At 49.5% G+C, this 23,726-nt stretch carries 20 protein-coding genes; 10 read left to right on the top strand and 10 right to left on the bottom strand.

Annotated features, from left to right (window positions below; all coding sequences use genetic code 11):
- Nucleotides 1–151: 151 nt before the first annotated feature.
- Together HYX48_05600 and HYX48_05595 are read right to left on the bottom strand one after the other, a co-directional pair.
- Nucleotides 152–1,048 carry an enoyl-[acyl-carrier-protein] reductase gene (locus HYX48_05600; GenBank protein MBI2743374.1) on the bottom strand — a complete coding sequence of 299 codons (897 nt, stop codon included), beginning with the start codon at nt 1,046–1,048 and terminating at the stop codon, nt 152–154.
- A 63-nt stretch (nt 1,049–1,111) separates the two neighbouring features.
- Nucleotides 1,112–1,327, bottom strand: a complete 216-nt coding sequence (locus HYX48_05595; GenBank protein ID MBI2743373.1) for a hypothetical protein — start codon at nt 1,325–1,327, stop codon at nt 1,112–1,114.
- A gap of 121 nt (nt 1,328–1,448) precedes the next feature.
- Here HYX48_05595 and HYX48_05590 point away from each other — a divergent pair, with 121 nt between their 5' ends.
- From HYX48_05590 to HYX48_05575, 4 genes are all read left to right on the top strand, one after another.
- Nucleotides 1,449–1,859: an OsmC family protein gene (locus tag HYX48_05590; GenBank protein ID MBI2743372.1), complete on the top strand. Its 411-nt coding sequence runs from the start codon at nt 1,449–1,451 to the stop codon at nt 1,857–1,859.
- A complete protein-coding gene (locus HYX48_05585) occupies nt 1,856–2,902 on the top strand; it encodes a hypothetical protein (GenBank protein ID MBI2743371.1) in 1,047 nt (348 codons plus the stop codon). Before HYX48_05590 ends, HYX48_05585 begins: the two co-directional genes overlap by 4 nt.
- On the top strand, nt 2,871–3,569 hold the full coding sequence (locus HYX48_05580) for an SAM-dependent methyltransferase (GenBank protein ID MBI2743370.1): 699 nt from the start codon (nt 2,871–2,873) through the stop codon (nt 3,567–3,569). Before HYX48_05585 ends, HYX48_05580 begins: the two co-directional genes overlap by 32 nt.
- Before the next feature lie 236 nt (nt 3,570–3,805).
- Entirely contained in the window at nt 3,806–7,033 is a 3,228-nt protein-coding gene (locus HYX48_05575; GenBank protein MBI2743369.1) for an autotransporter outer membrane beta-barrel domain-containing protein, read from the top strand.
- Between the two features lie 37 nt (nt 7,034–7,070).
- Here HYX48_05575 and HYX48_05570 read toward each other — a convergent pair whose 3' ends face one another.
- The 4 genes from HYX48_05570 to HYX48_05555 form a co-directional block, all read right to left on the bottom strand.
- Entirely contained in the window at nt 7,071–7,853 is a 783-nt protein-coding gene (locus HYX48_05570) for a hypothetical protein (protein MBI2743368.1), read from the bottom strand.
- Between the two features lies 1 nt (nt 7,854).
- On the bottom strand, nt 7,855–8,727 hold the full coding sequence (locus HYX48_05565; GenBank protein ID MBI2743367.1) for a hypothetical protein: 873 nt from the start codon (nt 8,725–8,727) through the stop codon (nt 7,855–7,857).
- A 116-nt stretch (nt 8,728–8,843) separates the two neighbouring features.
- Nucleotides 8,844–9,983, bottom strand: a complete 1,140-nt coding sequence (hemW, locus tag HYX48_05560) for a radical SAM family heme chaperone HemW (GenBank protein MBI2743366.1) — start codon at nt 9,981–9,983, stop codon at nt 8,844–8,846.
- Nucleotides 9,967–10,449 (bottom strand): hypothetical protein, encoded by a 483-nt coding sequence (locus tag HYX48_05555; GenBank protein MBI2743365.1) that lies wholly within the window; start codon nt 10,447–10,449, stop codon nt 9,967–9,969. The genes hemW and HYX48_05555 overlap by 17 nt, the downstream gene beginning before the upstream one ends.
- A gap of 141 nt (nt 10,450–10,590) precedes the next feature.
- Between HYX48_05555 and HYX48_05550 the strand changes: the two genes are divergently transcribed.
- The 3 genes from HYX48_05550 to lpdA all read left to right on the top strand — a co-directional run bounded on the left by HYX48_05550 (nt 10,591) and on the right by lpdA (nt 16,640).
- Nucleotides 10,591–13,293, top strand: coding sequence for a 2-oxoglutarate dehydrogenase E1 component (locus HYX48_05550; GenBank protein ID MBI2743364.1), 2,703 nt, complete (start codon nt 10,591–10,593; stop codon nt 13,291–13,293).
- A 640-nt stretch (nt 13,294–13,933) separates the two neighbouring features.
- Nucleotides 13,934–15,082: a dihydrolipoyllysine-residue succinyltransferase gene (gene sucB / locus HYX48_05545; protein MBI2743363.1), complete on the top strand. Its 1,149-nt coding sequence runs from the start codon at nt 13,934–13,936 to the stop codon at nt 15,080–15,082.
- A 172-nt stretch (nt 15,083–15,254) separates the two neighbouring features.
- Entirely contained in the window at nt 15,255–16,640 is a 1,386-nt protein-coding gene (gene lpdA / locus HYX48_05540; GenBank protein MBI2743362.1) for a dihydrolipoyl dehydrogenase, read from the top strand.
- 139 nt (nt 16,641–16,779) lie between these two features.
- Here the strand turns inward: lpdA and HYX48_05535 are convergent, their stop codons facing one another.
- The 4 genes from HYX48_05535 to HYX48_05520 all read right to left on the bottom strand — a co-directional run bounded on the left by HYX48_05535 (nt 16,780) and on the right by HYX48_05520 (nt 19,768).
- Nucleotides 16,780–17,352 carry an iron-sulfur cluster assembly accessory protein gene (locus tag HYX48_05535; GenBank protein ID MBI2743361.1) on the bottom strand — a complete coding sequence of 191 codons (573 nt, stop codon included), beginning with the start codon at nt 17,350–17,352 and terminating at the stop codon, nt 16,780–16,782.
- Nucleotides 17,353–17,366: 14 nt separating this feature from the next.
- Entirely contained in the window at nt 17,367–17,630 is a 264-nt protein-coding gene (locus tag HYX48_05530; protein ID MBI2743360.1) for a (2Fe-2S)-binding protein, read from the bottom strand.
- A 139-nt stretch (nt 17,631–17,769) separates the two neighbouring features.
- Entirely contained in the window at nt 17,770–18,870 is a 1,101-nt protein-coding gene (locus HYX48_05525) for a hypothetical protein (GenBank protein ID MBI2743359.1), read from the bottom strand.
- Between the two features lie 121 nt (nt 18,871–18,991).
- The gene (locus tag HYX48_05520; protein ID MBI2743358.1) at nt 18,992–19,768 is read right to left on the bottom strand and encodes a hypothetical protein; all 777 of its coding nucleotides are present in this window, start codon (nt 19,766–19,768) and stop codon (nt 18,992–18,994) included.
- 176 nt (nt 19,769–19,944) lie between these two features.
- On the opposite strand from HYX48_05520, the gene HYX48_05515 reads away from it, so the two are divergent.
- From HYX48_05515 to HYX48_05505, 3 genes are all read left to right on the top strand, one after another.
- Nucleotides 19,945–20,574 (top strand): nucleoside monophosphate kinase, encoded by a 630-nt coding sequence (locus HYX48_05515; protein MBI2743357.1) that lies wholly within the window; start codon nt 19,945–19,947, stop codon nt 20,572–20,574.
- Nucleotides 20,575–20,768: 194 nt separating this feature from the next.
- A complete protein-coding gene (locus HYX48_05510) occupies nt 20,769–22,337 on the top strand; it encodes a hypothetical protein (protein ID MBI2743356.1) in 1,569 nt (522 codons plus the stop codon).
- Between the two features lie 93 nt (nt 22,338–22,430).
- Nucleotides 22,431–23,579, top strand: a complete 1,149-nt coding sequence (locus HYX48_05505; protein ID MBI2743355.1) for a hypothetical protein — start codon at nt 22,431–22,433, stop codon at nt 23,577–23,579.
- Nucleotides 23,580–23,726 lie beyond the last annotated feature (147 nt).

Here is a 23,726-nt window from a genome sequence, read left to right as displayed (position 1 = left end):
CATCGGGAAGAGAGGAGCAGGCACGGGCACGCACACGGTCTCGTTTACGAAAGAGAGAAGAAGAGTAGACTCTCTCTTTCTTTTTCTTTCGTGAACGTGTGCGTGCCCGTGCCGGTGCCCGATCTTTTCTTCTTCTTTTCCTTCTCTATTCTTAGAGGAGGGTGGGGCTGTCGACGGAGATGCCCATCGCGTGCATTCCGTTATCCACGTAGAGTGTTACACCGGTGATTGCAGACGCAGCAGGGGAGACTAGGAATGCAGCACTCGCACCGACCTCTTCGGCGAGCATCTCTTTTACAAGAGGAGCGTTCGCGCGCGAATAGTCGATCATCTTTTCAATGAAGCCGATCGCTTTTGCAGCGCGGCTGCGCAGAGGTCCTGCGGAGATTGTATTAACTCGGAGGTTCCACTTGCGGCCAGCTTCCCACGCGAGCACGCGTGTGTCGCTCTCAAGAGCAGCTTTTGCCGAGCTCATGCCGCCGCCATATCCAGGCACGACGCGCTCAGAGGCGATGTAGGTGAGTGAAAGTGCAGAGCCGCCTTCAGCCATGTGGGGACCGAAGTGGGCCACGAGGCTAACAAAAGAGTAGGATGAGGAGCTCATTGCAGAGAGGTAGCCCGCTCTAGAGGTCTCCATGAGGGGCTTCTTTACTTCTGGTGCGTTCGCAAGAGCGTGAACGAGAATATCGATCTTGCCGAAGTCTTTTGCTACAGCTGCAGCCACTTCTGAGATCGTGTAGTTTGAGGCGTCCTGATAGCGCTTGTTTTCACGGATATCTTGAGGAACGTCTTCAGGCTTGTCAAATGCGGCATCGAGAGCGTAGAGCTTAGAATACTCCATCATCTTCCCGCTTGATAGCATGCGCGATTCGTCGAATTTGCCTTGAGACCAAGCTGTGGTAAAAATTCTTAGGAGGGGAGTCCATGTGCCGATGATGATCTCAGCGCCCTGCTCTGCTAGCTCTTTAGCGATGGCCCAGCCATATCCCTGGTCGTCACCGATTCCTGCGATAAAAGCCTTTTTGCCCTTTAGGTTTTTCATAAGCACGATCTCCCACAATTAAAATAAATAGTGTGCAAGAGCATAGCAAAAAGGGGAGAATAATACCAATTACTTCTGCTTTTTCAGCATAAGACGCCTCCACCCCTCGGCGGTCATGATTCTGCCGGGAGCAAAGGGTTTTACTCGTTCAAAGGTAGGTGGAGCCTCTTCTTTTGGAGCAGCTGCAGGCTTCGCTTTTGGAGCTGCTTTTTTAGGCTCTGCTTTTTTAGGTGCTGCAGTGCGGCCAATAAGTTTTTTTGCGGTTTTTTTGAATTTGCCAAACATAGTTTTTTCTCTTTTCTTTAGATTCTATGTCGCAAAACGGCTAGGTGTCAATAATTTACTTTACTTTGCCAATAGAGATCTCTCTGGAGTATACCATTCTTTTAAAGCAGAGGAGTTGAAAATGACAGAGGTTGAAATCGTCTACGAGGGTGGTTTGCGGACGCGCTGCGTGCATGAAGAGAGCGGCGAGGCCCTCCGTACAGATGCGCCGAAGGACAACCAGGGAAAAGGGGAGTTCTTCTCTCCAACAGACCTCATAGGAGTGGCTCTCGGCTCTTGCATCCTCACAATCATGGGCATCTATGCGAAGCGCCACAACTTAGATCTCACTGGAACCAAGGTCAATGTCTCGAAGGAGATGAAGAGCGGCCCGAGAAGGATCGGCAAGATCACACTCAACTTCACCTCGCCTCACAAATTTGATGCAGAGGTGCAAAAACAGCTAGAAAAAGCCGCCACCGAGTGTCCTGTGCACGCCAGTCTCCATCCAGATTTGGAGCAGATCGTAACATTTGAGTGGGGGAAGTCTTGAAATACCAGAGCGCTAGTGCATTCGAGAAGCACTTAAAAGAGGCCTTTCCTGGGAACCTCTCCCTGGCCTACATGGTTGTCTGTCCCGATGCAGTAGAGCGTATGGATCTGCTTGAAAAAGTCGCAACTCTTGCGATGAATGGAGGGGGAGAGCAGCGCACCTTTCGATTAGATGAGAAGCAGAGCTTTGAAAGCTGCTTTGAACTGCTTGAAAGCAGGCCCCTTTTTGGAAGCCACTGGGTTCTTATTCTCGATGGTGTTGAGCAGTTAAAAAAAGCTGAGATGGAGAGGCTCTCACTCTACCTGGAGAAGCCAGCTCCTTTCGTCTATCTGATCATGGGAGCTTCTCAACTTCCTGCCCAAGCAGGCTTCTACCAGCAGGCAAAAAAAGAGCTAATTCTGCTCGATATGAGCGGTGAGAAGCCTTGGGAGAAGAAGAAGCGAGTGAAAGAGTGGCTCGTCTCGGAAGCTGCTGCGGAGAAGAAGACCCTTTTTGAAGATGCCGCTCTTCTTCTTATCGATAGCCAGGGAGTGGAGAGAGGAGTGCTCACCCAAGAGCTCTTTAAGCTGATCACTTTTGTCGGAGAGCGCAAGAGCATCACTCTCTCTGATGTGCAGACGATGACCGCAAAGGCTCAATCGGCAGGTCTCTGGAAGCTCGCAGAGAGCCTCGTTTGGGAAGAAGAGCCTCTGCCTCGACAGCCCATTGAAGATCTATCTGCACTCATTGCCATGACATCATTTTTGCGCAATCAGCTGGATATCGGCCTTCGCCTGAGCTCGTTAATTGCAAAAGGCTGCTCGCCGAGTGAGATCGCAGGCCACTTTCCAGCGCTTAGGCCCCAGGCCTTCGATCGTTGTTATGCTGTAGCAAGACGCAGGCAGCTCGACTTTTTTGCTCAGGCGCAAGTTTTGACCTTTGAAATTGAACTCGATGCAAAAAACCAGCCCCCATCAGCAGAACTCCTCTGGGATATGCTGATCTCAAAAATCACCTACTTGAAGGCAAAGCATGCTTCTCCTCCTTCCAAATCTTCTAGATGAGACGACCTCTGTAGCTCAGCTGCTTCCAGCTAGCGTAGGAGAGGCTGTAAGGACAATTCAAGGATTGATAGCCGAGAGTGAAAAGGGGGGTAGAGCCTATTTGAAGCTCTTTGGAGTTGCACCTCAGAAGATGCCCATCCGAGTTCTAAGCGAACACACAACCAAAGAAGAGCTCGATGAGCTCCTATCGCTTCTTAAAAAGGGTGAGAGGTGGGGACTTGTTTCCGATTGCGGTCTTCCATGCCTCGCAGACCCTGGAGCAGACCTCGTCCTTCGCGCGCGCCAGATGAACCTGCCTATACAAGCCTTCGTCGGCCCCTCATCTATTACGCTCGCCCTCATGCTCTCAGGCCTCTCAGGACAAAAGTTTACCTTCCACGGTTATCTCGAGCGTGAAGAGGAGAAGCTCTCGCGCCAGATCCGCGCTTTAGAAAAGCTCTCAGCTCAAGAAAAAGAGACTCAGCTCTGTATCGAAGCCCCCTACCGGAGTCCCAAGCTTCTCGGGCAGCTGCTTCAACACCTCAGCGATAAGACGCTCCTCTCCGTTGCCTGGGATCTGACACTTCCCACCGAGACCGTCATCACCCAGCCTGTTTCCGTCTGGAAGAAGAAGCCCCTTCCCGACCTTACAAAAAAGCCCGCCATCTTCCTCTTCTTCTCAAATTAAGCGCATGAAAATTAAAGAACTCCTTCCTAAAGAAAGGAGATTCTCTTCGGCTTAAGGATAAAAGAGAATATGAATCCCGCCTAGACTCGGTCCTGAAGAGCCGAGATTGCGGCGAGGGGCAGTTCAATTGTAGTTGATTGCACCTGCCACAATTTTAGTAAAAGTGTTTAGGCTTGAGATAAATTTTTTGTTGTTTGAAAGTGAGTTTTTAAAAAAGAACTCACGGGAGAACTGCGATGCTAAAGAAGAAACAATTTCCTAAAGGTTTTCATAGAGAGATCACAACTGCTCGATTTGCGAGATCGAGCATCTGCTTTTTTACAGCCTCTTTTTGTTGTTTCTCTCTCTCTTTGCAGGCTGCAACATTTATTACCGTTGATCATCAATTTGACGGCGGCGTATTGGATGTGGGAAGTCTGAGCTGGGCGATCGACCAAGCGAACAATACGGCAGGTGACAACATTATCGATTTTTCAGTGCCTACTGTTTCTCTCGGAGGGTCTCTACCTATTATCGATCCCATTTCTACCGTCATCTCATATACTATCGAAGGTGGATCGGGTGTAACGATCGATGCGCAATCTAATGGCCAAGTTTTTTTCGTTAATCATAGCACAGTGGCAAACCCCATCGTTTTGAATAATCTAACGGTTCAAAATGGATTGAGCCAGGGTGGTACTGCTAACTTACCTGTCATTCCTCCAGGTGGCAATAATGCGGGAGGTGCCCTGGGAGCGGGAGGAGCTTTATTTGTAAACAGCGGTGCTGATGTTGAGATATCTAATTTCATCTTTGATAGTAACGCGGCCGTAGGGGGTAATGGCGGTGATGGTAATGCTGCTGGCTTCATTAAAGGAGGAGGAGGCGGTGGCGGATTTAATCTAGCGAGTGGTGGGATTGTTTTTGAGAGAGGCGGCGTCACAGCTACCAATGCTGGTGCTGGTGGTGGTGGATTTGGGGTAGATGGAAGTGGTGGTTCGGCTTTTTTGCTACCAGGAGCTGGAGGAGCGCCGAAAGGCGGAACAGGGGGAGGGGGATTCAATGACCCGGGGGTTGATTCAATGAATTCTACGGATGGCACCAATGGTGGTGGTCCAAGCCCTGGTGCCGGTGGTACGACTCTCGGAACAGTAAATGGTGGTGCGGGAGGAGTGTTTAGTGGCGGCGGCGGCGGTGCTTTTGATGCCGACAATGGCGGAGTTGGCGGTGCGGGTGGAGATTTTGGTGGAGGCGGCGGCGGTGGCGGTGCTTCTAATCCATCTGGGGTTGGTGGTGACGGAGGGCCAGGTGGAGACTTTGGTGGCGGCGGAGGTGGCGGCGCTGTAGACCTTGGCGGTGGGGCATGTGGAAGTGGAGGAGCTGGAGGCTTCGGTGGTGGTGGAGGTGGTGGCGCTAGTAATTTTAACGCATTACTGGCAGTTCAAGGTGGCAACGGCGGAGCGGGCGGTTTTGGAGGAGGAGGTGGTGGTGCCGGTTTTTCAGGTGGAGTCCAAGGATTAGCTGGGCCCGGTGGTAGTGGCGGTGGTGATGGAACGGCAGCAAGTGTCATTCCGAATGTCTCTGGTGCAGGCGGCGGTGGTGCGGGATTTGGCGGGGCTGTTTTTGTAAGACAGGGCGGAACGTTAACTACCAATGGACTTACCCTAAATAATAACACGGTCACCGGTGGCACTGGAGGCACTAGCGGCGCAAGTTCAGCGGGAAATGGTGACGCCGATGGGCAAGACTTTTATCTGATGACCGGCAGTACAACAACAGTCAATGTTAGCGATAGCCTTACTGAGCAGTTTTTTGTTGCGGGTTTCGATAGCACCAATAACGGGGGTACGCTAAACAAAACAGGCACGGGGAGTTTTAAGCTTCAATTACAAAATGCAAACTCATACAACGGCGATATCATTGTCAATGAAGGGACCTTTATTTTGGACAACTTCATCCCCAGCTTCTTCACCATAAATTCTGCAGGGACCCTTACCGGTAACGGTACTGCTAGTGCAATATTAAACTCTGGGAATGTAAGTCCTGGCTTAGGCCTGCTGACAGTTACCAATTTATATCAACAAACTTCGAGTGGAACATACACCGTAGACGTTGCGACCAGCTCTTCATTTAGCTCTATCAGCGCAGGTAGTGCAACGCTTAACGGGAAACTAAAAGTCGTGGCATCGCCTGGTTTCAACGTCCCGCTTGGAGAAAAACTGACAATTCTCACTACTTCTAGTTCTAGTATTTCGGGGACCTTTTCCGATGTGCAGGGTGTAAACCTTCCCGATTCTTTCATACCGATGGTCTCGTATCTTCCAAATAGCGTTCAACTTTTCTTTGGTCTACGTCCAACTTCAGCAAGTTCTTCGTTGTCATCCTATGTTGGTGGCTTTCAACAAACAATTTTTTCATCGGTGAACCATATCAACATCCATTTGGAAATAGAGATGGAGAGATTGCGTAAGCGTTTCAGGAGCAATAAAGAGTCCAGCGAACCTGTAGCTCTTTCTTCCAAATGGGATCAGGGCGTCCTTTTGGCTTCGAATAAAAATGAGATCGTCTTAAATCCGCAAGTCCCAGAAAAGCAAGAGCAGCTAAGACGTGTTATTGTCTCTCCTACGCAAGAAAGACGCTGGAACTTTTATGCAGGACCACTTGGCACCATCGGCGATGTGCAATCTAGACATAAACAACCGGGATTTGATTACTGGTCGGCGGGTGCTCTTGTCGGCTTCGACTATGCCTTTTCTCAAGTAGGAGTAGGATTGCTCGCCGATTATGAGAAAATCCATGCCGATGTCGACCATCATTGGGGGAAGTTCGATATTGATGAAGCGCACGCTAGTCTCTATGCTACCTATGCCCCATCCCGCCTGCCAGAGCTTGCCTTTAACGGTATCGTCGGAGGTAGTTATGAATGGTACGATATCCGTCGTAATGTGAACTCCTCTAATACCGCTGAAGGTAGTCCGCACGGAAACGAGTATGATCTTCTCTTTGGAGTAGAGTATGCTTTAGCACATAGACAGATCAAAAAAATGCCGAAGAAGTTAGAGGTAATTCCTCTTGCAAATCTTCAGTACATCCATCTTCAAGTAGATGACTATAAAGAACATGGTGCTGGCGATTCTGATTTGTCGTTTAGGCAGCAAAAAGCAAAATCTCTGCGCTCCACCTTAGGTACAAGAATTAACTATAGTTGGGAAAGCACTAACCTTGTTTTCACACCGGAAATTAATTTGGGCTGGCAAAGGGAATATTTAGATAAGCATCGCTCTTTGCATTTTACTCCAATAAGCGTGGCCGGCCCCATTTCTTCTATTGGAATCAAAGGTGCTGGACGTAACACGGCTCTAGCTGGCATTGATCTTTTATTCACCCTTTATAAGAGATACGGGATCGAGGCGAGCTATGATTTTGAATGGAATGAGCTCTTCCAAGATCATTTTTTCTATACGGGATTTAATGTTCGTTTTTAGAGAGCCGAAAGGATTTGTGGATGGTCTTTAACAGTCTCTAAGCCCCGACTTTTTCTTTCGGGGTTTTGTGCTCTTCTTTGCACTCCACGAGCTCTGGCTTTTTGCTGGAGCCTGTTTTGTCTATCGAGGCGTCGAATCTTTTAATGAGCTTAGCGAGCTCTTTTCTCCAGGGGTGGTCGTTGGATTTGGAGCTGCCGCTCTGCTTTCTTCGTTTGGCCCACTCGCTCTCCCAGTCGGAGCTCTTCCAGGGTGCGGCGATCTCTTCAAGAGAGAGTTCAGAGCCCTCTTTAACACTTACTTTCACAAATTTAAAGCTCTCTTGAGCCGCTTTTCTTAACTCCTCGTTTTCAAATGTGTGGCAGAGTTTGAAAGCTCTTCGCACTTCTGAGTGGGTGAACTTCTCGTTAAGTTGCTTCTCTTTTGAGGTTAAGCTCTCGCTCGTGGCTTTATGCTTATTGCCGTCGATATCGATGCAGAAGAGGATGGGAATGAGCGGTAGGCCTAGCTTTTTTCTCGCGTAGTTTTCAAATACAATGTTGGTGAGGCCGGCTTTACAGCTACGGGCCATCTCTCTTTCGCTATAATCGACAGGTATGCGTGTGAGAATGCTGCCTTCAAGAGTTGTGAGCTTCTCGCTGCATACGATCTCTTCGGTTCCTATCATGAAATCGAAGACTTTTTTTATCTGGGTAGATGAAGGTAGAAGTCTTGCAATTTTCCCGTAATGACAGCTGCGGAAGCCATAGACCATCGCCTGTTTGCTGCTGCCGCAAATCTTAGAAACTGAAGAGGCGTTGAGAGTGAAGGTTGTTGCTGTCATATTAAAATTCAGTATCGAGTTTGAACATCTCTTCTTCACGGATTCGGATTCTCTCTTCCTCTTCTTTTTTTGAAGCGGCTTTGTGATCTTCTTTCCCTTCTTTTTTGTGCTCGACGTTCTCTTTACGCTCTTCGCGTTCACTTTTTTTCGATGAGTGTATTCCTAGTGAGTCGTGGAACTTGTCGATGAGTTTAGTGAGCTCTTTTCTCCAGGGAAAGTCGTTAGATTTAGAGCTGCCACCATGTTTTTTTCTCTTGGCCCACTTGCCCTCCCAGTCGGAGCTCTTCCAAGGGGCTGCGGCCTCTTCAAGTGCATACTCAGCGCCTTTGCCTGATTTAGCGTGCACCTTTACTTTTACAAATTTAAAACTCTCTTGAGCGACTCTTCTTATCTCCTCGTTTTCAAATGTATGGCAGAGCTTATAGGCCCTTCTGAGTTCTGAATGCGTAACGATCTCGTTTAATGTTTTTTCTTTTGAAGTGATGCTAGCGCTAGAAATTGGGTGCTTGTTGCCATCTACATCGATGCAAAAGAGGATGGGGATAATTGGAAGTCCCATCTTCTGTCTTCTGTAGTTTTCAAATACTAGATTTGTAAGACCAGCTTTGCAGGCGCGAGATATTGCGCGCTGTTCGTAATCGACAGACACGCGGGGAAGTTCATTGCCTTCACAGGTGACGAGCAACTCCTCATCGACAATGTACTCTTGGCCTATTCGCCAGTCGAAGACCTTTTTTATCTGAGTGAATGTGGGCAGAAGAGCTGTGATTTTAAGATAGAGGCAGTTGCCAAACCCATAGACCATAGCCTGTTTGCTGCTACTTCCGCAGATCTTTGAAACTGAAGAGCTGAAATCAACTGAAAGAGATGTCATAATTCCATATTAATTAATAATTTATAGAAATTATTATAATATAAAAACTATTTTAATTCAATTAAATAACATTAAATGAGTGATTCCGTAATTCGTTGATTGTTAGCTGTTTAGATCTAAAGAATTTCGGAGGCGACCGAGTCGTAGAAGAGGATGCCCTCTTCTGTGAGGTGGATTCTATCCCCTTGCTGGGATAGCCAGCCCTTGGCCATGAGCTCAGAGAGCCTAGCCAGGGCGTCAGGGGGCAGGGGAGCATGGCGAGTCTGAAACTCGCTAAGAGAGACGCCTCGCAGGAGGCGTAGCTCAACTGCAAGCAGTTCTAGTAGATTGTCGGGGTAGGTGAGCTTCTCTTCGAAATCGACTGGAGAGGAGCCCTGCTGTAAAAACTGGCTATATTTGCGAAGGTGGGCGATGTTTCTAAACCTCTTTCCCTCCCAATAGCTAAAGGCGGAGGGGCCAAAGCCTAAAAAGGGGCGGGCGGTCCAGTAGCCGACGTTGTGGACGGAGGCTTGCCCCTCTCTTGCGAACGCCGAAATCTCATACCGCTTAAGCCCCATCTCTTCTAGATGCGCAACTGCTGTCTGAAGGAGTTTTAAGCTCTCATCTTGAGAGGGGAGGAGGGGGACGAGCTGAGCTCGTTTTTTAAAGAAGATCGTCTCAGGCTCGATTGTGAGATTGTAGAGGGAGAGGTGGGTAATTGGCAGATCTCTTAACTCGCGGAGGGTCGCTTCAAGCGAGCTCACAGTCTGCTCGGGCGTGTCGTACATGAGGTCGACTGATAGGTTGGTGATGCCGGCGCGTTTAGCAGATGAAAGTGCGGAGAGGGCGTCCTCTTTTGCGTGGTTCCTTCCCAGAAGAAGCAGGGTGGGGGAGTGGAGCGACTGCAGCCCTAGGCTTAGCCTATTGATGCCGACTTCAGCAAAAGCCGCGAGCTTCTCTCCATCTTCAGGATTTGCTTCTATTGTGATTTCGCATGCAGGTGAGAGCTTAACGGAGCTTCTAATCCAATTTAGAACGGTGCCGATCGCCTTTGGTCCAAAAAGAGAGGGGGTTCCTCCTCCAAAGTAGATGGAGGTGATTTCGCAATCTACAAGCTGAGGCAGCCTCCACTTCCATTCGAGCTCGAGAGAGCGCAAGAGCTCTACCTTATACTCCTCCTTATCTGGCAACACATAGAAGTGGCAGTAGGGGCACTTGCGTCTGCAAAACGGGATGTGAAAATATAGGCTTATACCCTTCTTACCACTCACCGGAATCCGGGTCTTCTAGAATGCCGCGCTTCCAGCGGTTGCGGTCTGAAAATGGATCCTCTTCTTCCTCTTCCTCTTCGACGGGGGCAGCAGCTGCGGCGCCTTCGCCCTCTTCGCCTTCGGCTTCACTCTCTGTCTCTTCTCCCGAGCTAGTCTCCATCTCGAAGGATTCGGTCTCCATCTCGAGGCCAGCCTCTGTCATTCCCTCATCTCCGATCTCCATGTCGGGCATGCTAGCCTCTTGGAAGGCGGGTCTGCCGTGGGCGGGACGTTTTGGGGGGCCATACTCTTCGACCTCGCCGCTCTCTTTCAGGAAGCGGAGGCGCTCCTTCTCTTCGGCGATTCTATCTTGGAGCGCACGGATCTCTTCTTTGTGCTTCTCCATATCCTTTTTAGGGACGAGTCCGAGCTTGAGCCACTGCTGGAGATCTTGAATCTCAGTCTCAAGTTTTTTCAATCTTTCGCTTTTAATGTTCATCGCGTCTCTTTTCGTTATTTTCAATTTTGCATACTTCTTATGGTTTTTGCTCTTTTTTGACAAAGATAAAAGAGTGTAAAAAATTCTTTTAACAAACAAGGGGGAGTGTGCTATATACCGAATGGGGGTACTTCCATGAGCCAAGACGTCTTCTCATTTGCCAATTTAGCCAATCTTCCTGAGATTGAAGAGCTCTATGAAAAGTACCTGCGCGACCCTAAAAGTGTAGACCCCTCCTGGAAGCTCTTTTTCGATGGGATGCAGTTTGCCTCCTTTGGGCGCCAGCCTACCATTGCTGCCGCCGGTAGCTCTGACCTCCGCATCCACCTTCTCATCAACGCCTATCGCATTTACGGGCACTTAATGGCGCACGTTAACCCTCTTGCGACTGAAAAGCCCGCCCAGGTTCCCGAGCTAGACCTGCAGAAGCTGGGTTTTAAACAGGAGGAGCTGGAAAAACCCTTCCCGACAGCTGGCTTTTTAAAAGAGAAAGAGGCTCCGCTGAAAAAAATAGTTGAAGCTCTTGCAAACACCTACTGCCGCACCATCGGCATCGAGTATATGGATCTTGGCGAGAGCGCCGTTGAGAGTTGGCTTCAGCAGAGAATCGAGCCCAACTTCGAGCTGCGCCTGACTCCCGAAGAGAGAATCGACATTCTCCACCATTTGAATAAAGCCGAGATCTTTGAGTCGTTCATCCACACCAAATATGTGGGACAGAAGCGCTTCTCTCTAGAAGGCGCCGAGACGATGATCCCCCTACTGCTCGCCCTAATTGAAAAAGGGGCCGAAGAGGGGATAGAAGAGGCGGTTGTCGGGATGGCACACAGAGGCCGCTTAAACGTCCTAGCCAACATCTTGAACAAGTCCTACTCGATGATCTTCCATGAGTTTGAGGATCACTATACGCCGGATCTACTCGAGGGAACAGGCGACGTGAAATACCACAGGGGATTTAAGGGCGAGCTGCGCACAAAATCGGGCAAAGAGGTGCATGTCGCGTTAACTCCAAACCCAAGCCACCTGGAAGCTGTCGATCCGATCGTCGAAGGCCACGTGCGTGCCCTTCAAGAGCTTAAAAGAGATAAGGCGAAGAGGAAGACGGTTGTTCCTATTTTAGTTCACGGAGATGCAGCCCTTGCGGGACAGGGCGTTGTCTACGAGACGATTCAGCTCTCCCGCCTAAATGGCTATGGCACAAGCGGAACTGTCCATATCGTCATCAACAACCAGATCGGCTTTACCACTCTCCCGAAAGATAGTAGATCCACGCGCTACTGCACAGATATTGCAAAGGCGTTTGGAGCTCCCGTTTTCCACGTCAATGCCGAAGATCCCGAAGCGTGCGTTGCAGTTGCAAAACTTGCAATTGCACTCCGTCAGACTTTTGAATGCGACGTCTTCATCGACCTCATCGGCTACAGAAAATATGGACATAATGAGAGCGATGAGCCCACCTTTACGCAGCCGCTAGAGTACCAGCAGATTCAGAAGAGGCAGTCGATCCGTTCGATCTACCGAGAGCGGCTCATTCAAGAGGGGATCATCGATCAAACAAAGGCCGACTCCCTCGAAAAAGAGTTCAAAGAGGGCCTTCAGAAAGCGCTCGAGATGGTGCCGAAGAAAGCGGATTCGGAATCTGTTCAGCCTCCTGCTAAGGAGAATGGATCTGAAAAGGTAGAAACAAAGATCTCTGTTCAAGCGGCGCAAACCCTTGCAAAAACATTCTGCACCGTTCCCGAAGGGTTCAATATTCACCCTAAAGTTAAACGCCTACTTCAAGAGCGACTAGCTATGGTGGCAGACGCGACAAAACCGCAGATCGACTGGGGAATGGGAGAGCATCTCGCTTACGCCTCTCTTCTCGTTGAGGGCACTCATATCCGCATCTCAGGTCAAGATGTGCGCAGGGGGACCTTCTCGCATCGGCATGGGATGTGGATCGACAATCAGAATTCTAACAAGTACTTTCCACTCTCGCATCTTTCAAAGGATCAAGCGCTCTTCGACCTCTTCAACTCTGCGCTTTCAGAGTTTGCAACGCTTGGATTTGAGTTTGGCTACAGCCTCTTCTATCCCAACTCACTTACCATCTGGGAGGCGCAGTTTGGCGACTTCGCCAATGGCGCGCAGGTGATCATCGACCAGTTTCTCAGCTCATCGGAGCAGAAGTGGAACCATGGCTGCAACCTCACACTCTTTCTACCTCACGGCTATGAGGGGCAGGGGCCAGAGCACTCATCCGGAAGAATCGAAAGGTTTCTGCAGCTCTGTGGTGAGGAGAACATGCAGGTGGCAAACGTCACAACACCAGCTCAGCTCTTCCACCTTATCCGTCGTCAAGCAAAGCGCAAGGTGCAGAAGCCGCTGATCCTCTTCACTCCCAAGGCTCTACTGCGCCATCCACTGTGTGTTAGCTCGCTAAATGACTTTGCAGCAGGCGGCTTCGAGGAGATGCTCGATGATCCACGAGATCCAAAAAATCCGCGTCGGCTCATTCTCTGCTCTGGTAAGGTCTACTACGATCTAGTCGCTGAACGAGAAAAGAGAGCTGCTTTTGATGTTGCACTTGTGCGCATCGAACAGTTATATCCACTAAACAGCGAGCGCCTCAAACAACTAGTTGAAAAGTATAAAGGGTTTAAAGAGTGCTTCTGGGTGCAGGAAGAGCACCAGAACATGGGCGCTTGGGAGTACATCCGCGCGCATATCGACGACCAGTTAAATAACATGCGCGTCAATTATGTTGGTAGAGGCCGCAGTGCAGCAACAGCTGCTGGCTCCTACGCGCTCCACAAAAAGCAGCTCGCTCAGCTCCTCGAAGAAGCTTTTAGATAGCAAACAGTTTATGGTTTTTTTATTAAACATTATCAGAAGCCAAGATAGACATGTCGGATGGTGTGCGCTGACGCCACACCTCCCGCGACCACCTTGCGCTTCACCTCGCTTTGCCAAACCGTGTGCTCGAAAACAGAGTGGGCCACTGCCCTACCCTGCACGCCTTCGGCTTTTCTGTGCTACGGTTTTGCTGTGCGATCTGAATCGATCGGCTGCTCATGCGCTCATACCCCGCCGGACTAACGTCTCGGGTTGCGGGGCCCCTTTCGCGTCAATCGCAGGGCTAGGCAAAGAGTTTGAAGAGAAAGGTCTTCAGTCTCTTTATCTGCAACTGCGACTGGACGCGAAAGGGACCCACGACGAAGGAAGTGGGATGAGCGCCTCGAGCAGCCGATCGATTCAGATCGCACTGCAAAATCGCACCCACAGGAGAGCGCGGTTAGCGCGTCGGGGGGTAGTACTGTGTACACCCCTTCTCCGAGGACGCGATTTGGCAAAGCGAGGTGAAGCGCAAGGGGGTCGCTGGGGGGCTTCGAGAGAAGGCCGAAGGCCTATCTCCCAGCCAACCCGACATGTCTATCCTGTCAATTTATTATAATAAAAAATCTAAAAACTATAAAAAGCAAAATAAAGGTAGAAAATGAAAAAAGAGATCAAGATTCCCGCGATGGGAGAGTCGGTGAATGAGGCGATCGTTAGCAATATTCTGAAGCCGACAGGAAGTTATGTGAAGGCGGATGAGGAGATTCTGGAGCTCGAAACCGATAAGGTCAATCAGGTGCTCTACGCTCCTGCTGCTGGTGCAGTTACATTTACTGTCTCGGCAGGACAGACTGTCAAAATTGGCGATGTGATTGGCTACGTCGACACCGATGCAAAAGGTGAAGCTGCACAAGCTCCTTCTGCTCCGAAAGCGGAAGCTCCAAAAGCTGCGGCAGCACCTGCTCCTGCACCTAAAGCCTCACCTGAAGGCCCCTCTTCGCGCATCATGGCTCAAGATTTTGTAAATGAATTGAAGACACCAGCTCCTGCGCCAGCTTCAACTCCGTCGTTTACACCAGCGCCCGCTCCGCGCATCGTAACTGAAGAGGGCGTTGCGACAAGAAAGAAGATGAGCAACTTGCGCAAAGTGATCGCGCAGAGGCTTGTGGAAGCGAAGAACACGACCGCGATGCTCACTACCTTCAATGAGATCGACATGACACAGATCATGGAGATCCGGGCAAGGGAGAAGGATAGTTTTACAGCTCGCTATGGCGTGAAGCTGGGCTTCATGTCCTTCTTCATCAAAGCGGTGGTGCACGCGCTAAAGGCGATTCCGCAGGTCAATGCGATGATCGATGGAGATGAGATCGTCACCTTCCAGACCTACGATATCGGTGTTGCTGTTTCAAGCGAAAAGGGGTTGATGGTGCCCGTCATCCGCGGCTGCGATAAGCTCTCCTTCGGCGGCGTGGAAAAGAACCTTGAAGAGTTTGCGAAGAAGGCGCGTAGCGGTACTATCTCTGTGGATGATCTGCGTGGAGGAAGTTTTACTGTAACGAATGGAGGAGTCTTCGGCTCGCTCCTTTCTACGCCCATTCTCAATCCGCCTCAGAGCGCAATTCTCGGAATGCACACGATTGTCAAAAGACCCGTGGTAGTTAACGATCAGATCGTCATCCGCCCGATGATGTATGTTGCACTCAGTTACGACCATAGAATCATCGATGGAAGAGAGGCTGTTCTCTTCCTCGTACAACTTAAACAGACTCTGGAGGATCCTGCACGTCTCCTCCTCGAACTGTAGGAGCTGGGTATGAACCTATCCGCAAACTCTAAATTTTTGCCTTTTGCGTCTTTTTCGCCATATTCTTGTGCTGCTTCTTGGCCTACTTATTTAAGTATGTCCTGCGAAGCAGCACAAAAATCTGACGAAAAATCCATCAAAACTCAAAAACTCATAATTTGCGGATAGGTTCATGGACCCTTTTGATCTCATCGTTATCGGCTCGGGACCTGGCGGCTACGTCGCTGCCATTCGCGCGGCTCAGCTCGGCCTAAAAACCGCCTGCATCGATAAAAATGCTGCGCTTGGAGGCACCTGCCTAAACGTCGGCTGCATTCCATCGAAGACGCTGCTTCACTCGACAGAACTCTTCTGGAAGCTTCTGCATGAGGGGAAGGAGCTTGGAATCCGCGGAGAGAAGCTCCTCTTTGATTTTGGCGTCGCGATGCAGAGAAAAGAGACGGTGATCCGCAATTTCAATGAGGGAATCGCAGCTCTTTTTAAAAAGAATAAGATTTTATCTTTTACTGGTCATGCAACGCTTCTTACTCCTACAAGTATACAGGTTGGATCTGAGACACTCTCTGCCAAAAATATTCTTCTAGCTACAGGTTCAGAGCCCATACCTCTTCCCTTTCTTCCCTTTGATGAGAAGAAGGTTCTCTCTTCTACGGGCGCGCTCGCGCTCGACCGCGTGCCAAAAAAGATGATCGTCGTCGGTGCAGGTGTGATTGGAGTTGAGCTCGGCTCAGTCTACCAGAGGCTCGGTTGTGAAGTCGTCTTTGTCGAATTCATGGATCGCATCTGCCCTATTTACGATGAGATGCTATCTAAAGGCCTTCAAGACAGCTTGACAAAGCAGGGGATGCAGTTCCATCTAAGCAGTAAGGTTGTCTCGGGTCAGAACACAGACAAGGGAGTTGAGCTTCAGATTGAGAAGGCAGATAAGAGCAAGCTCACTCTCTCTGCAGATGTTGTCCTCGTCTCTATCGGCCGTCGCCCCTACACACAAAATCTCGGCCTCGAGCGCGTCGGCATCACTCCAAATCCGAAGGGGTTCATTCCAGTTAACGGCTCATTCCGCACCTCGCAGCCCACCATCTTCGCAATCGGCGACCTCATCGATGGCCCCATGCTTGCGCATAAGGCCTCAGAAGAGGGGATCGCTGTTGCGGAGATCCTTGCCGGTCAGAAGCCTCGCGTCGAGTATCTCGCTATTCCCAGCATCGTCTACACCTATCCTGAAGTCGCCTCTGTCGGAATGACAGAAGCCGAGGCCAAGAGCCTTGGGCTCACAGTGAATTCTGGCCTCTTCTCTTTCAAGGCCTGCTCGCGTTCGCGCTGCAACCATGAAGAGGAGGGGTTCGTTAAGATGATCGCCGATAGCTCCACAGGAAGGCTCCTCGGAGTGCATATTCTGGGAGCTCACGCCTCAGAGCTCATCGCTCAAGCGGCCGTTGCCATCCAGAAGCGCTTAACCGCGCTGGATATTGCCCATACGCCGCACGCCCACCCCACACTCGCAGAGGCGCTCAAAGAGGCAGCCCTCGCGCTCCACAAACGCGCCATCCACAAGTAGCGTCCTCTTTTTTTGGAGTGCGGCGACCCGGCGCCGCTTTTCTTAACATCGGCTTGACGATGTTTCTCTAAAAAAGAGAGATCGCCAGGTCGATCTCGAGAAAAGCGGTGACGAGTCACCGCACTCCAAAATCGGAAGGTTAGTAGCTTTGGGACTTGCCGCAGCCGCAAGAGCCTTTGGCATTCGGATTGGTGATCTTAAAGCCGGAGCCGTTCAGGCCGTCGACGTAGTCGATCTCAGAGCCGAGCAGACGAGAAGCCATCTGGCGGTTGACGTGGATCTCCACACCGTTTGAGTGGAAGGTCTCATCATCCGATTTCGCCTTCTCAGAATAGTCGAGAACATATTCAAAGCCGCTGCATCCAGCTGCTTTGTCTCCAAAGCGCAGACCCCAGCCCGCTTTTCCATCTTCTGTCAGAATCTGCTTATACTTCTCAGCCGCACGACTTGTCATGCGGATGGTAGAAAGATCCACAGGCTCTGAGAGAACATCATTCAGACGCTGAACCAGGCGGTCGATCGCCTCCTCTGGGAAGCCGTGACCGAGCATACCCGCTTCGAGAGTCTCCCAAGTAGCTGCCTGGCAGCCTACGCAGTGAAGACCTGCATTTGTGATCTCTTGTGCAAGCTTCTGGCTCTTTTGAGGAAAGCCACCTAAGATCTCCTCAATGGTCATGTCGCGATGAATTAGATCTTTTGCTGTTTCTTTCATGGTTTCTTTCCTCTTTAAAAGTTAATTTTTACGGTGCCGCACTTAATCTTGCACTGGCAAGCTAGCCGCTCTTTATTTGGCTCACCCAGAAAATCGCGCTCTTCCTGTGTGAAGTCGGAGAGGTTTTCCATCCCCTCTTCTACCTCGATTACACAGGTGCCGCATACCCCTTCTGTGCATGCAAAAGGAACGCCAGCCTCTTCGCATATCTGCTGCAGGGGAGAGTCGTCTTCGATCTCCTTCTCTTCGCCAGTAGGTTTAAAAATGAGTTTTGCCATACTACCTCGGTAAATGAGGGTGCAATGTAGCAAATCTAGAGATAAAAAGGAAGGGTGTTAAAAATTTTTTTATATTTAGAAATAAAAAAAGTCCATGCTCTTTCGAGCATGGACTCCGTTTTTAGCAAACCTCAGCTAATTAAACAGCTGACGCTGCTGCCGCCGCTGGTTTAGTTGCAGGGCGGAAGAACACGAAAGGCTCTGCTGCCTTAACTGCTGCACCAGCTGCTGGTCTTGGAGAACCGATTGCTGGTCTTTTAGGACCTTCTGCTTGAGTTCCTTGGCCTGCGCAAGATATGCTTAATCCGGCGCTTGCTGCTACAGGAGAGTCATAATCAGCCGCAAGATCCAGAAGATCTGTACCTACTGATACAGGGGCTGCTGCTTTTGCAGGCTTTAGAGAAGTTAGCAAGCTGTTGCAAAGCTCGACTAGCTGTGCGTTTCCAGCACGAGTTGCACCGTTGAGTGCGCGCTCGATGACGGCTTTCTGTCCACCATCAACGTTAGGAATCAGAGCGAGAATCTCTTCGTTTGAAGGTTCTTCTTGCTCTTCTGCAGTTGCGATTCGTAGAGCCTGTACTACTTGAGACATTGCCATGCTCTCTTTCTCAGCGCTACCTGCGATAGCTCTGCAGATGTTGTGGATTCCTCTGCAGATTAGGCAGATGAGGCTGTAGATTCCAAGCGCCACTGCGCCTAGCGCTTTAGCGATGAGCTTCAGGATGTTCCAGACTAAGAGAAGAGTAAATGCTACTGTACCTACAGCACCACGTACGATAGGAGTTACGATTGCGTTAGCAACGCCCACTACAAATGAGGCTGCAAGATCTGCGCCGAGATAAGCAGGAGCGAGGAAGTTGGCAAACTTTTTAACTGCGAGGAAAACAAAGTTAACCGCAGTAGAAACGTCTACAGCAACTGCATCGGAATCAGCCATCATCTCGTGAATTTTGTGGCCGAAAGTTTGCAGTTTTCCTGCATCTTCTCCGAGTGCGGCAGGCTGGTTAACTAGTCTTGTTTCTAGAGCGCGGGTCATCTTTTGACCGAAGCTAAGAATCGTGGTTGGAACTGTTACTTCGATTAACTCTTTTCCTGCTGCGCTGTTTACTGCCAATACTGCTTTCGTCGCAACTGGTTGCACGAAGCGGTTGTAGATGCGCTCTGATTGAGCAAGTCTTGGGAGCATAGATAGATCCAAGTCCATTGATGCTGCTGCTGATTTTGTTGATTCGAGTGACATAGTTTTTATCTCCTGATATTTTTATTACGTAATTATTTTTCTGTTCTTCTTTAACAGTCTTTTCTGTTAAACATGGTATAATTATATTATTATTATATAATATAAGTAAAGGTTTTATTAACTAGTTTGTAAATTTTTTGTTTTTTCTCTGATTTTCAGCGTTTTGCGCCTCGCGATGGGCGATATGTATATCGAGCATCTTGCGGAGGTCTGCTCCACGTTTCTTTTTATAGACTCCATGAACCCACTTTAATACTGCCGCATCCTCGTGTTGCCCCAATCTTTGGATGAGGGCTTCGAGCTGGGCTGGTGTTTGGATCTGGCTATAATACCCCTTAAATCTCTCCCAGCGCCTTGTTTCCGTACTCATTGAGTGGGCTGCCTGAGAAACACGGTCGCTAAGGGGTTTAAGAGTGGCGCGTGCGAGAGCAGTAGGTTGGGCGGCAGGGGAGCCGCTTCCCGAAGCAGCTGCTGCAGATGCGCTGCGAACAGGCTCTTCTGCATCACTTAAATCATCACCGGAAAGAACTTCAACAGTGGGGGCTCTTCTTGGGGATGTTTGAGAGCTTACTGAGGCTCTTTGGCTGCGTGAGCTATGGCTAGCAGTTTGTAGGATGAGTCTTTCGAACTCTTCCCAGTCTGTTCTCTCTTGATCGTTGTGCGCTTCTGGAGGGGTGCTTCCGAATTGAGCTCCAATTTTAGAGAATTGAGCATCGGCAAGCGAAGGGGCTTGGCTGCGTCGGCTGATATGCGAAGTTGCCATGGCAGTAAAGTGTCTGATCGCCGCGGTTTTGATCTTTTCTAGATCGACCTCTCCGGCACCTTCAACGGTGACGACGAGTTCAAACAACTTGTCTGTACCTAAGTTTATTTTTCCGAAGTTTATTGTATTTGTCATAGTATGTATTTTGGTTAAAAATTAAATAAATTGTATGTAATTTGTTGTTTAAATTCAACAATTTATTACTAACTTGCAAGTTGTTGATTGTAAGATGGATAGACGAGGGTCTTTACAATAATCAATTGAAGGCGTTGAATGTCTATTCTTTACAACATTGTTAGAGAGATCCTTCCATGTCCGCTCCACTCATTGAAGATGTGCACCAGCCATTTCGCAGTATTCTAATTTTTGGACCTCCAGGCTCTGGAAAGGGGACTCTGGGCAAGTTTCTAAGCAGCGCGGGCAACCATTTTCACCTCTCTTCAGGGGATATTTTTAGGGGCCTAGCACCCGAGTCTCCCGCCGGGAAGCTCTTTCACACCTATGCTAGCAAGGGGCACCTGGTGCCTGACGAGGTTACTCTTCAGATCTGGCGCCACTACGTAGAGGGGCTAATCGCCACCAACCGCTACTTCCCTCACCAGCAGTTTCTGCTGCTAGACGGAGTGCCTCGCACTTCGCACCAGACGGAGCTGTTTGCTCCTCATATCAAGATCATGCACATCATCGTGCTGGATACGGGCAATTATGAGGCGCTAATCAAGCGCATCCAGAGAAGGGCGATCATCGAGCGCCGCATGGATGATGCGGATGATAAGGTGCTTAGAACTCGTATGCAGGTCTATGAGAAAGAGACGATTAAGCTTTTGGAGCGCTATCCAAAAGAGCTGATCTCTCGCTTTAACGCAGACCAGCGGCCGCTCGAAGTCTTTCGGGATGTGCTCGTGAAGCTCTGCGGCCTCCTCAGCCACAGCGAAGAGTAATACTCTTTGATTTCGCTTCGCTCAATCAAAGAAAGATAAGCTTCTTAGAATCAATCTGTTATAGAATTATTTTCTGTGCAACCCGCTTATTGTTAGTGTTTTGTTAAATATTCAAAAATTAATTGTTACATAAAATTAGTTTTAATGTATAATCAGAATGATTTTTAACAAAATTGATTAATAATGGTGCTTGTATGAGTACACCCAGTATCTGTCGCCAGGATAGCCCAACTGCTCAAGTCTCCTTAGGGAAGGATTTTGCCGAGTTGAGAGCGAGCCGCGGGCATATTCAAGCTTATGCGCAGGCTCTGCTTGGGGCTTTGCCGAATCCGACGGTGCGCTGTGCTTTGTCCTCAAATAACGTACGATATATCGGCCTAGCAGGCCCAACTACTGACATTGCAACGGACGTCTCCTATCTTATCCGTAATCCGCTGGGATGCGATGCGCTCGATGCGACGATAGGTTTTTCTACAACGCTTAATGCTCCGCTTGCAGTCGATGGCTTCATCAGGGCTAAAGGACGTATAGCTGCCGCAGAAGATGTGGGCTATGCTGAAGGTGCTCAGGTCGCTAAGGTCGATGCTGCAAGATGCGTAGTTCAGGCCGTCGGTGGTACATCTTATATCGGGGTGAGGGGTCTTGCTCTCGCCTGTGTGATAAAAAAGGTGGATACTACTCCTGCAGCTCCAACTCTTCTTGGACGTATAACTAATGTTGTCTCAGCGGTAGGTGGTGCGATCTGGGGATTCTTCTACCTGCTTCTCGCTGTGGTGTGTGCAATGGAGATTCGCAATGCGTCGAACTTCCGCACAGAGCTACTGACGACTATGAAAGATAAAGATCTAGTTGAACGCGTCCGCTTCCTGGAGAAGTACACCGGAGTGGAAGAGGTTATCGCAACTGATAAAGAGAAGCGAAATGAGGCTCTTTCAAATCGAATAAAGGCGATTAAAGCGGCGATAAAAGACACGTTAACAGAGAAAGAGTACCGCGCAATTGCAATGGAGATGCTTGCGATGGAAGCAGCAGCAGAAGAAGATCCTGCTTCTTACCTCTCTACCTACTTGGAGCTGGAGGGAGCAGCGTTACTTCAGCAGAAAGCAGCAGCAAGATCTGAATTAAAGCTATCTAATCTCGTGGGTGGAGCTATGGCTCAAAAGTTTCTCGCGGTTAAAAACGATTTAATTCATGAGGGCGAGCTGCTCTCTAAACGAGTTGCAGAAGGCGACAAAGAGGCGATCCAAAAGGCAAAAGATCTCTTGGGAATGATCGACCCTCTGGTTACAGAGATGGAAGGGGCTCTGGATAAGAGCATCCTGATGAATGCGGGCTACATGGTTGCTTGTATCGTGGGGATCGTCGCAACAGTTTTAGGATTTATCGCCCTTGGCCCGCTTGGTCCAATTATCATCATGGCAGCCTTCGTCATCGTAACTGTCTTGATGACGGTTCTCGACGGCTACCGTCTGCATCAGAGCCTCAAAGATGTGGCTCCGGGCAAGTATGACACTACGATGCTCAAAATTAGCACAGCTGTGGGTGCTCTCTCATGCGCTGCAGGGATCGTTCTTGCAAGCGTTCTTTCACTGGGGATTGTGCCGCTTCTTGGAGCGATTGCTATCGGGCTGATCTGGCTCTCGGTGAATGCGAAGAGCTGGCATGCTGTGAACGCGCATCAGAAGAGAGCTCTTGGTCTTGAGGGGAGGGTTGTTCCTCTTCCTCAGTTCGATACTAACCAGGCTCTAGCTTCTGTAGTGTAATATTAAAATATTTAGTATTATCAATATTTTAATTTTATTACCATATAATTAATATTAGTCTATAATATAAGCAAATTTACTTTTGTTTATATTATGGCTATTTCATTAGAAAGCAACAGCTGCTCATTTTGTACAGTTTCAGACCTTGGGGTTCGAAACGGCATGGAGACGCCTTTTGGCAAGGTCTGTTTAGGCTGGGCTGATATCACATCTGATACTTCCGGTATTTTCAGAAATGCCGTGAGTACTCTTAGCGCAATACATGAGCAGAATGACCCCATTGCTACTTCTACACTGGGGATCACCACCACGTTTAGCATCGTCGGAGGGGTCTTGGGCTTCCACAAGGGATGGCACGAGAGCATCCTTATGCAGCGTATCAGCGATGCGACTGGAAGCGTGCTAGCGACTCTTAAATACGTGAGAGGAGCTGTGCAGACGGTTGCAGGTCTCTTCTTTGTGCCCGCACGCGCTTTTAGCATAATGGCCTATGCAAAGGCTTCCAAATCGATGGAATCTATTGCGGGTAGCTGCGGCACGATAGGTGGTTCGCTTTTTGGTGTAACAAGTCTTCTTCTCGGTGCAAGTTCGGTGATCGATCTCACAGAAGAGATCTCGCTTAGACGCGAACTTAATGCAAGTTACATTGGCAAAAATGAAGCCGTAAAAAGTGCGTCAGTAGTTGCTCTTTTAAGAGAGAAGCTTGAGGTTACATTGTGTGAGCAGATCGATGCCGACAATGATGCTGATGCGATAGAGGCTCTTCGTCAGAAAAAGATAAGCGTGCTCAGTCGCGCAATAGGCAGCGATTCTGTGACTGCAGTGCAGAGCGCCTCAACGGAGCATATTCAGGCAGTAGCTGCGCGTGTTTTTTCCGAAAACGCAAGCAGGATTCTGCTCTCTTCAGTTTCGCTTGCTTTATGTGCGATGGGGGTTGCGGCAGCTATTATCCCGCTAGTCACTGCTGCGCCTTCAGCTCTCGTTGCTGCTGCGCTTCTCAACACTCTTGGCGCGCTCGGCTGGCTTGCAATCGATATCAACCAGCTCATAGAGTGCTCTGCAAATAGCTTGCCTGGTAGATATGACCATCTCTTGATGCTCATGCTCACTGCTGTGTGCCTAGCTGCAGTTATCTCAACAGCGCTTCTCGAGGTAAGCTTCGCCTTGCAGCTCTCAACTGCCGGAATTGCCCTTCTCTGGACCCTCATGCTCGGCTACTGCCTCACCCAGCGCTACACCTAGATTTTTTCTTTTCTTAATCGCGGAAGCGATGTAAGGCGCTAGCCCCGCGTGTAGCGAAGCGGAACGTGGGGAAAGAAGATCCCCCCTATCAAAAAGCCGCGGTAGCGGCGACACAAATCTCTTTCACCGCTACCGCGGCTCTTATGT

It is taken from the genome of Chlamydiales bacterium (assembly GCA_016185065.1).
Classification (GTDB): Bacteria; Chlamydiota; Chlamydiia; order Chlamydiales; family Rhabdochlamydiaceae.
Note: the sequence above shows the minus strand (reverse complement) of the source record. Positions and strands in the feature narration are given on the sequence as shown.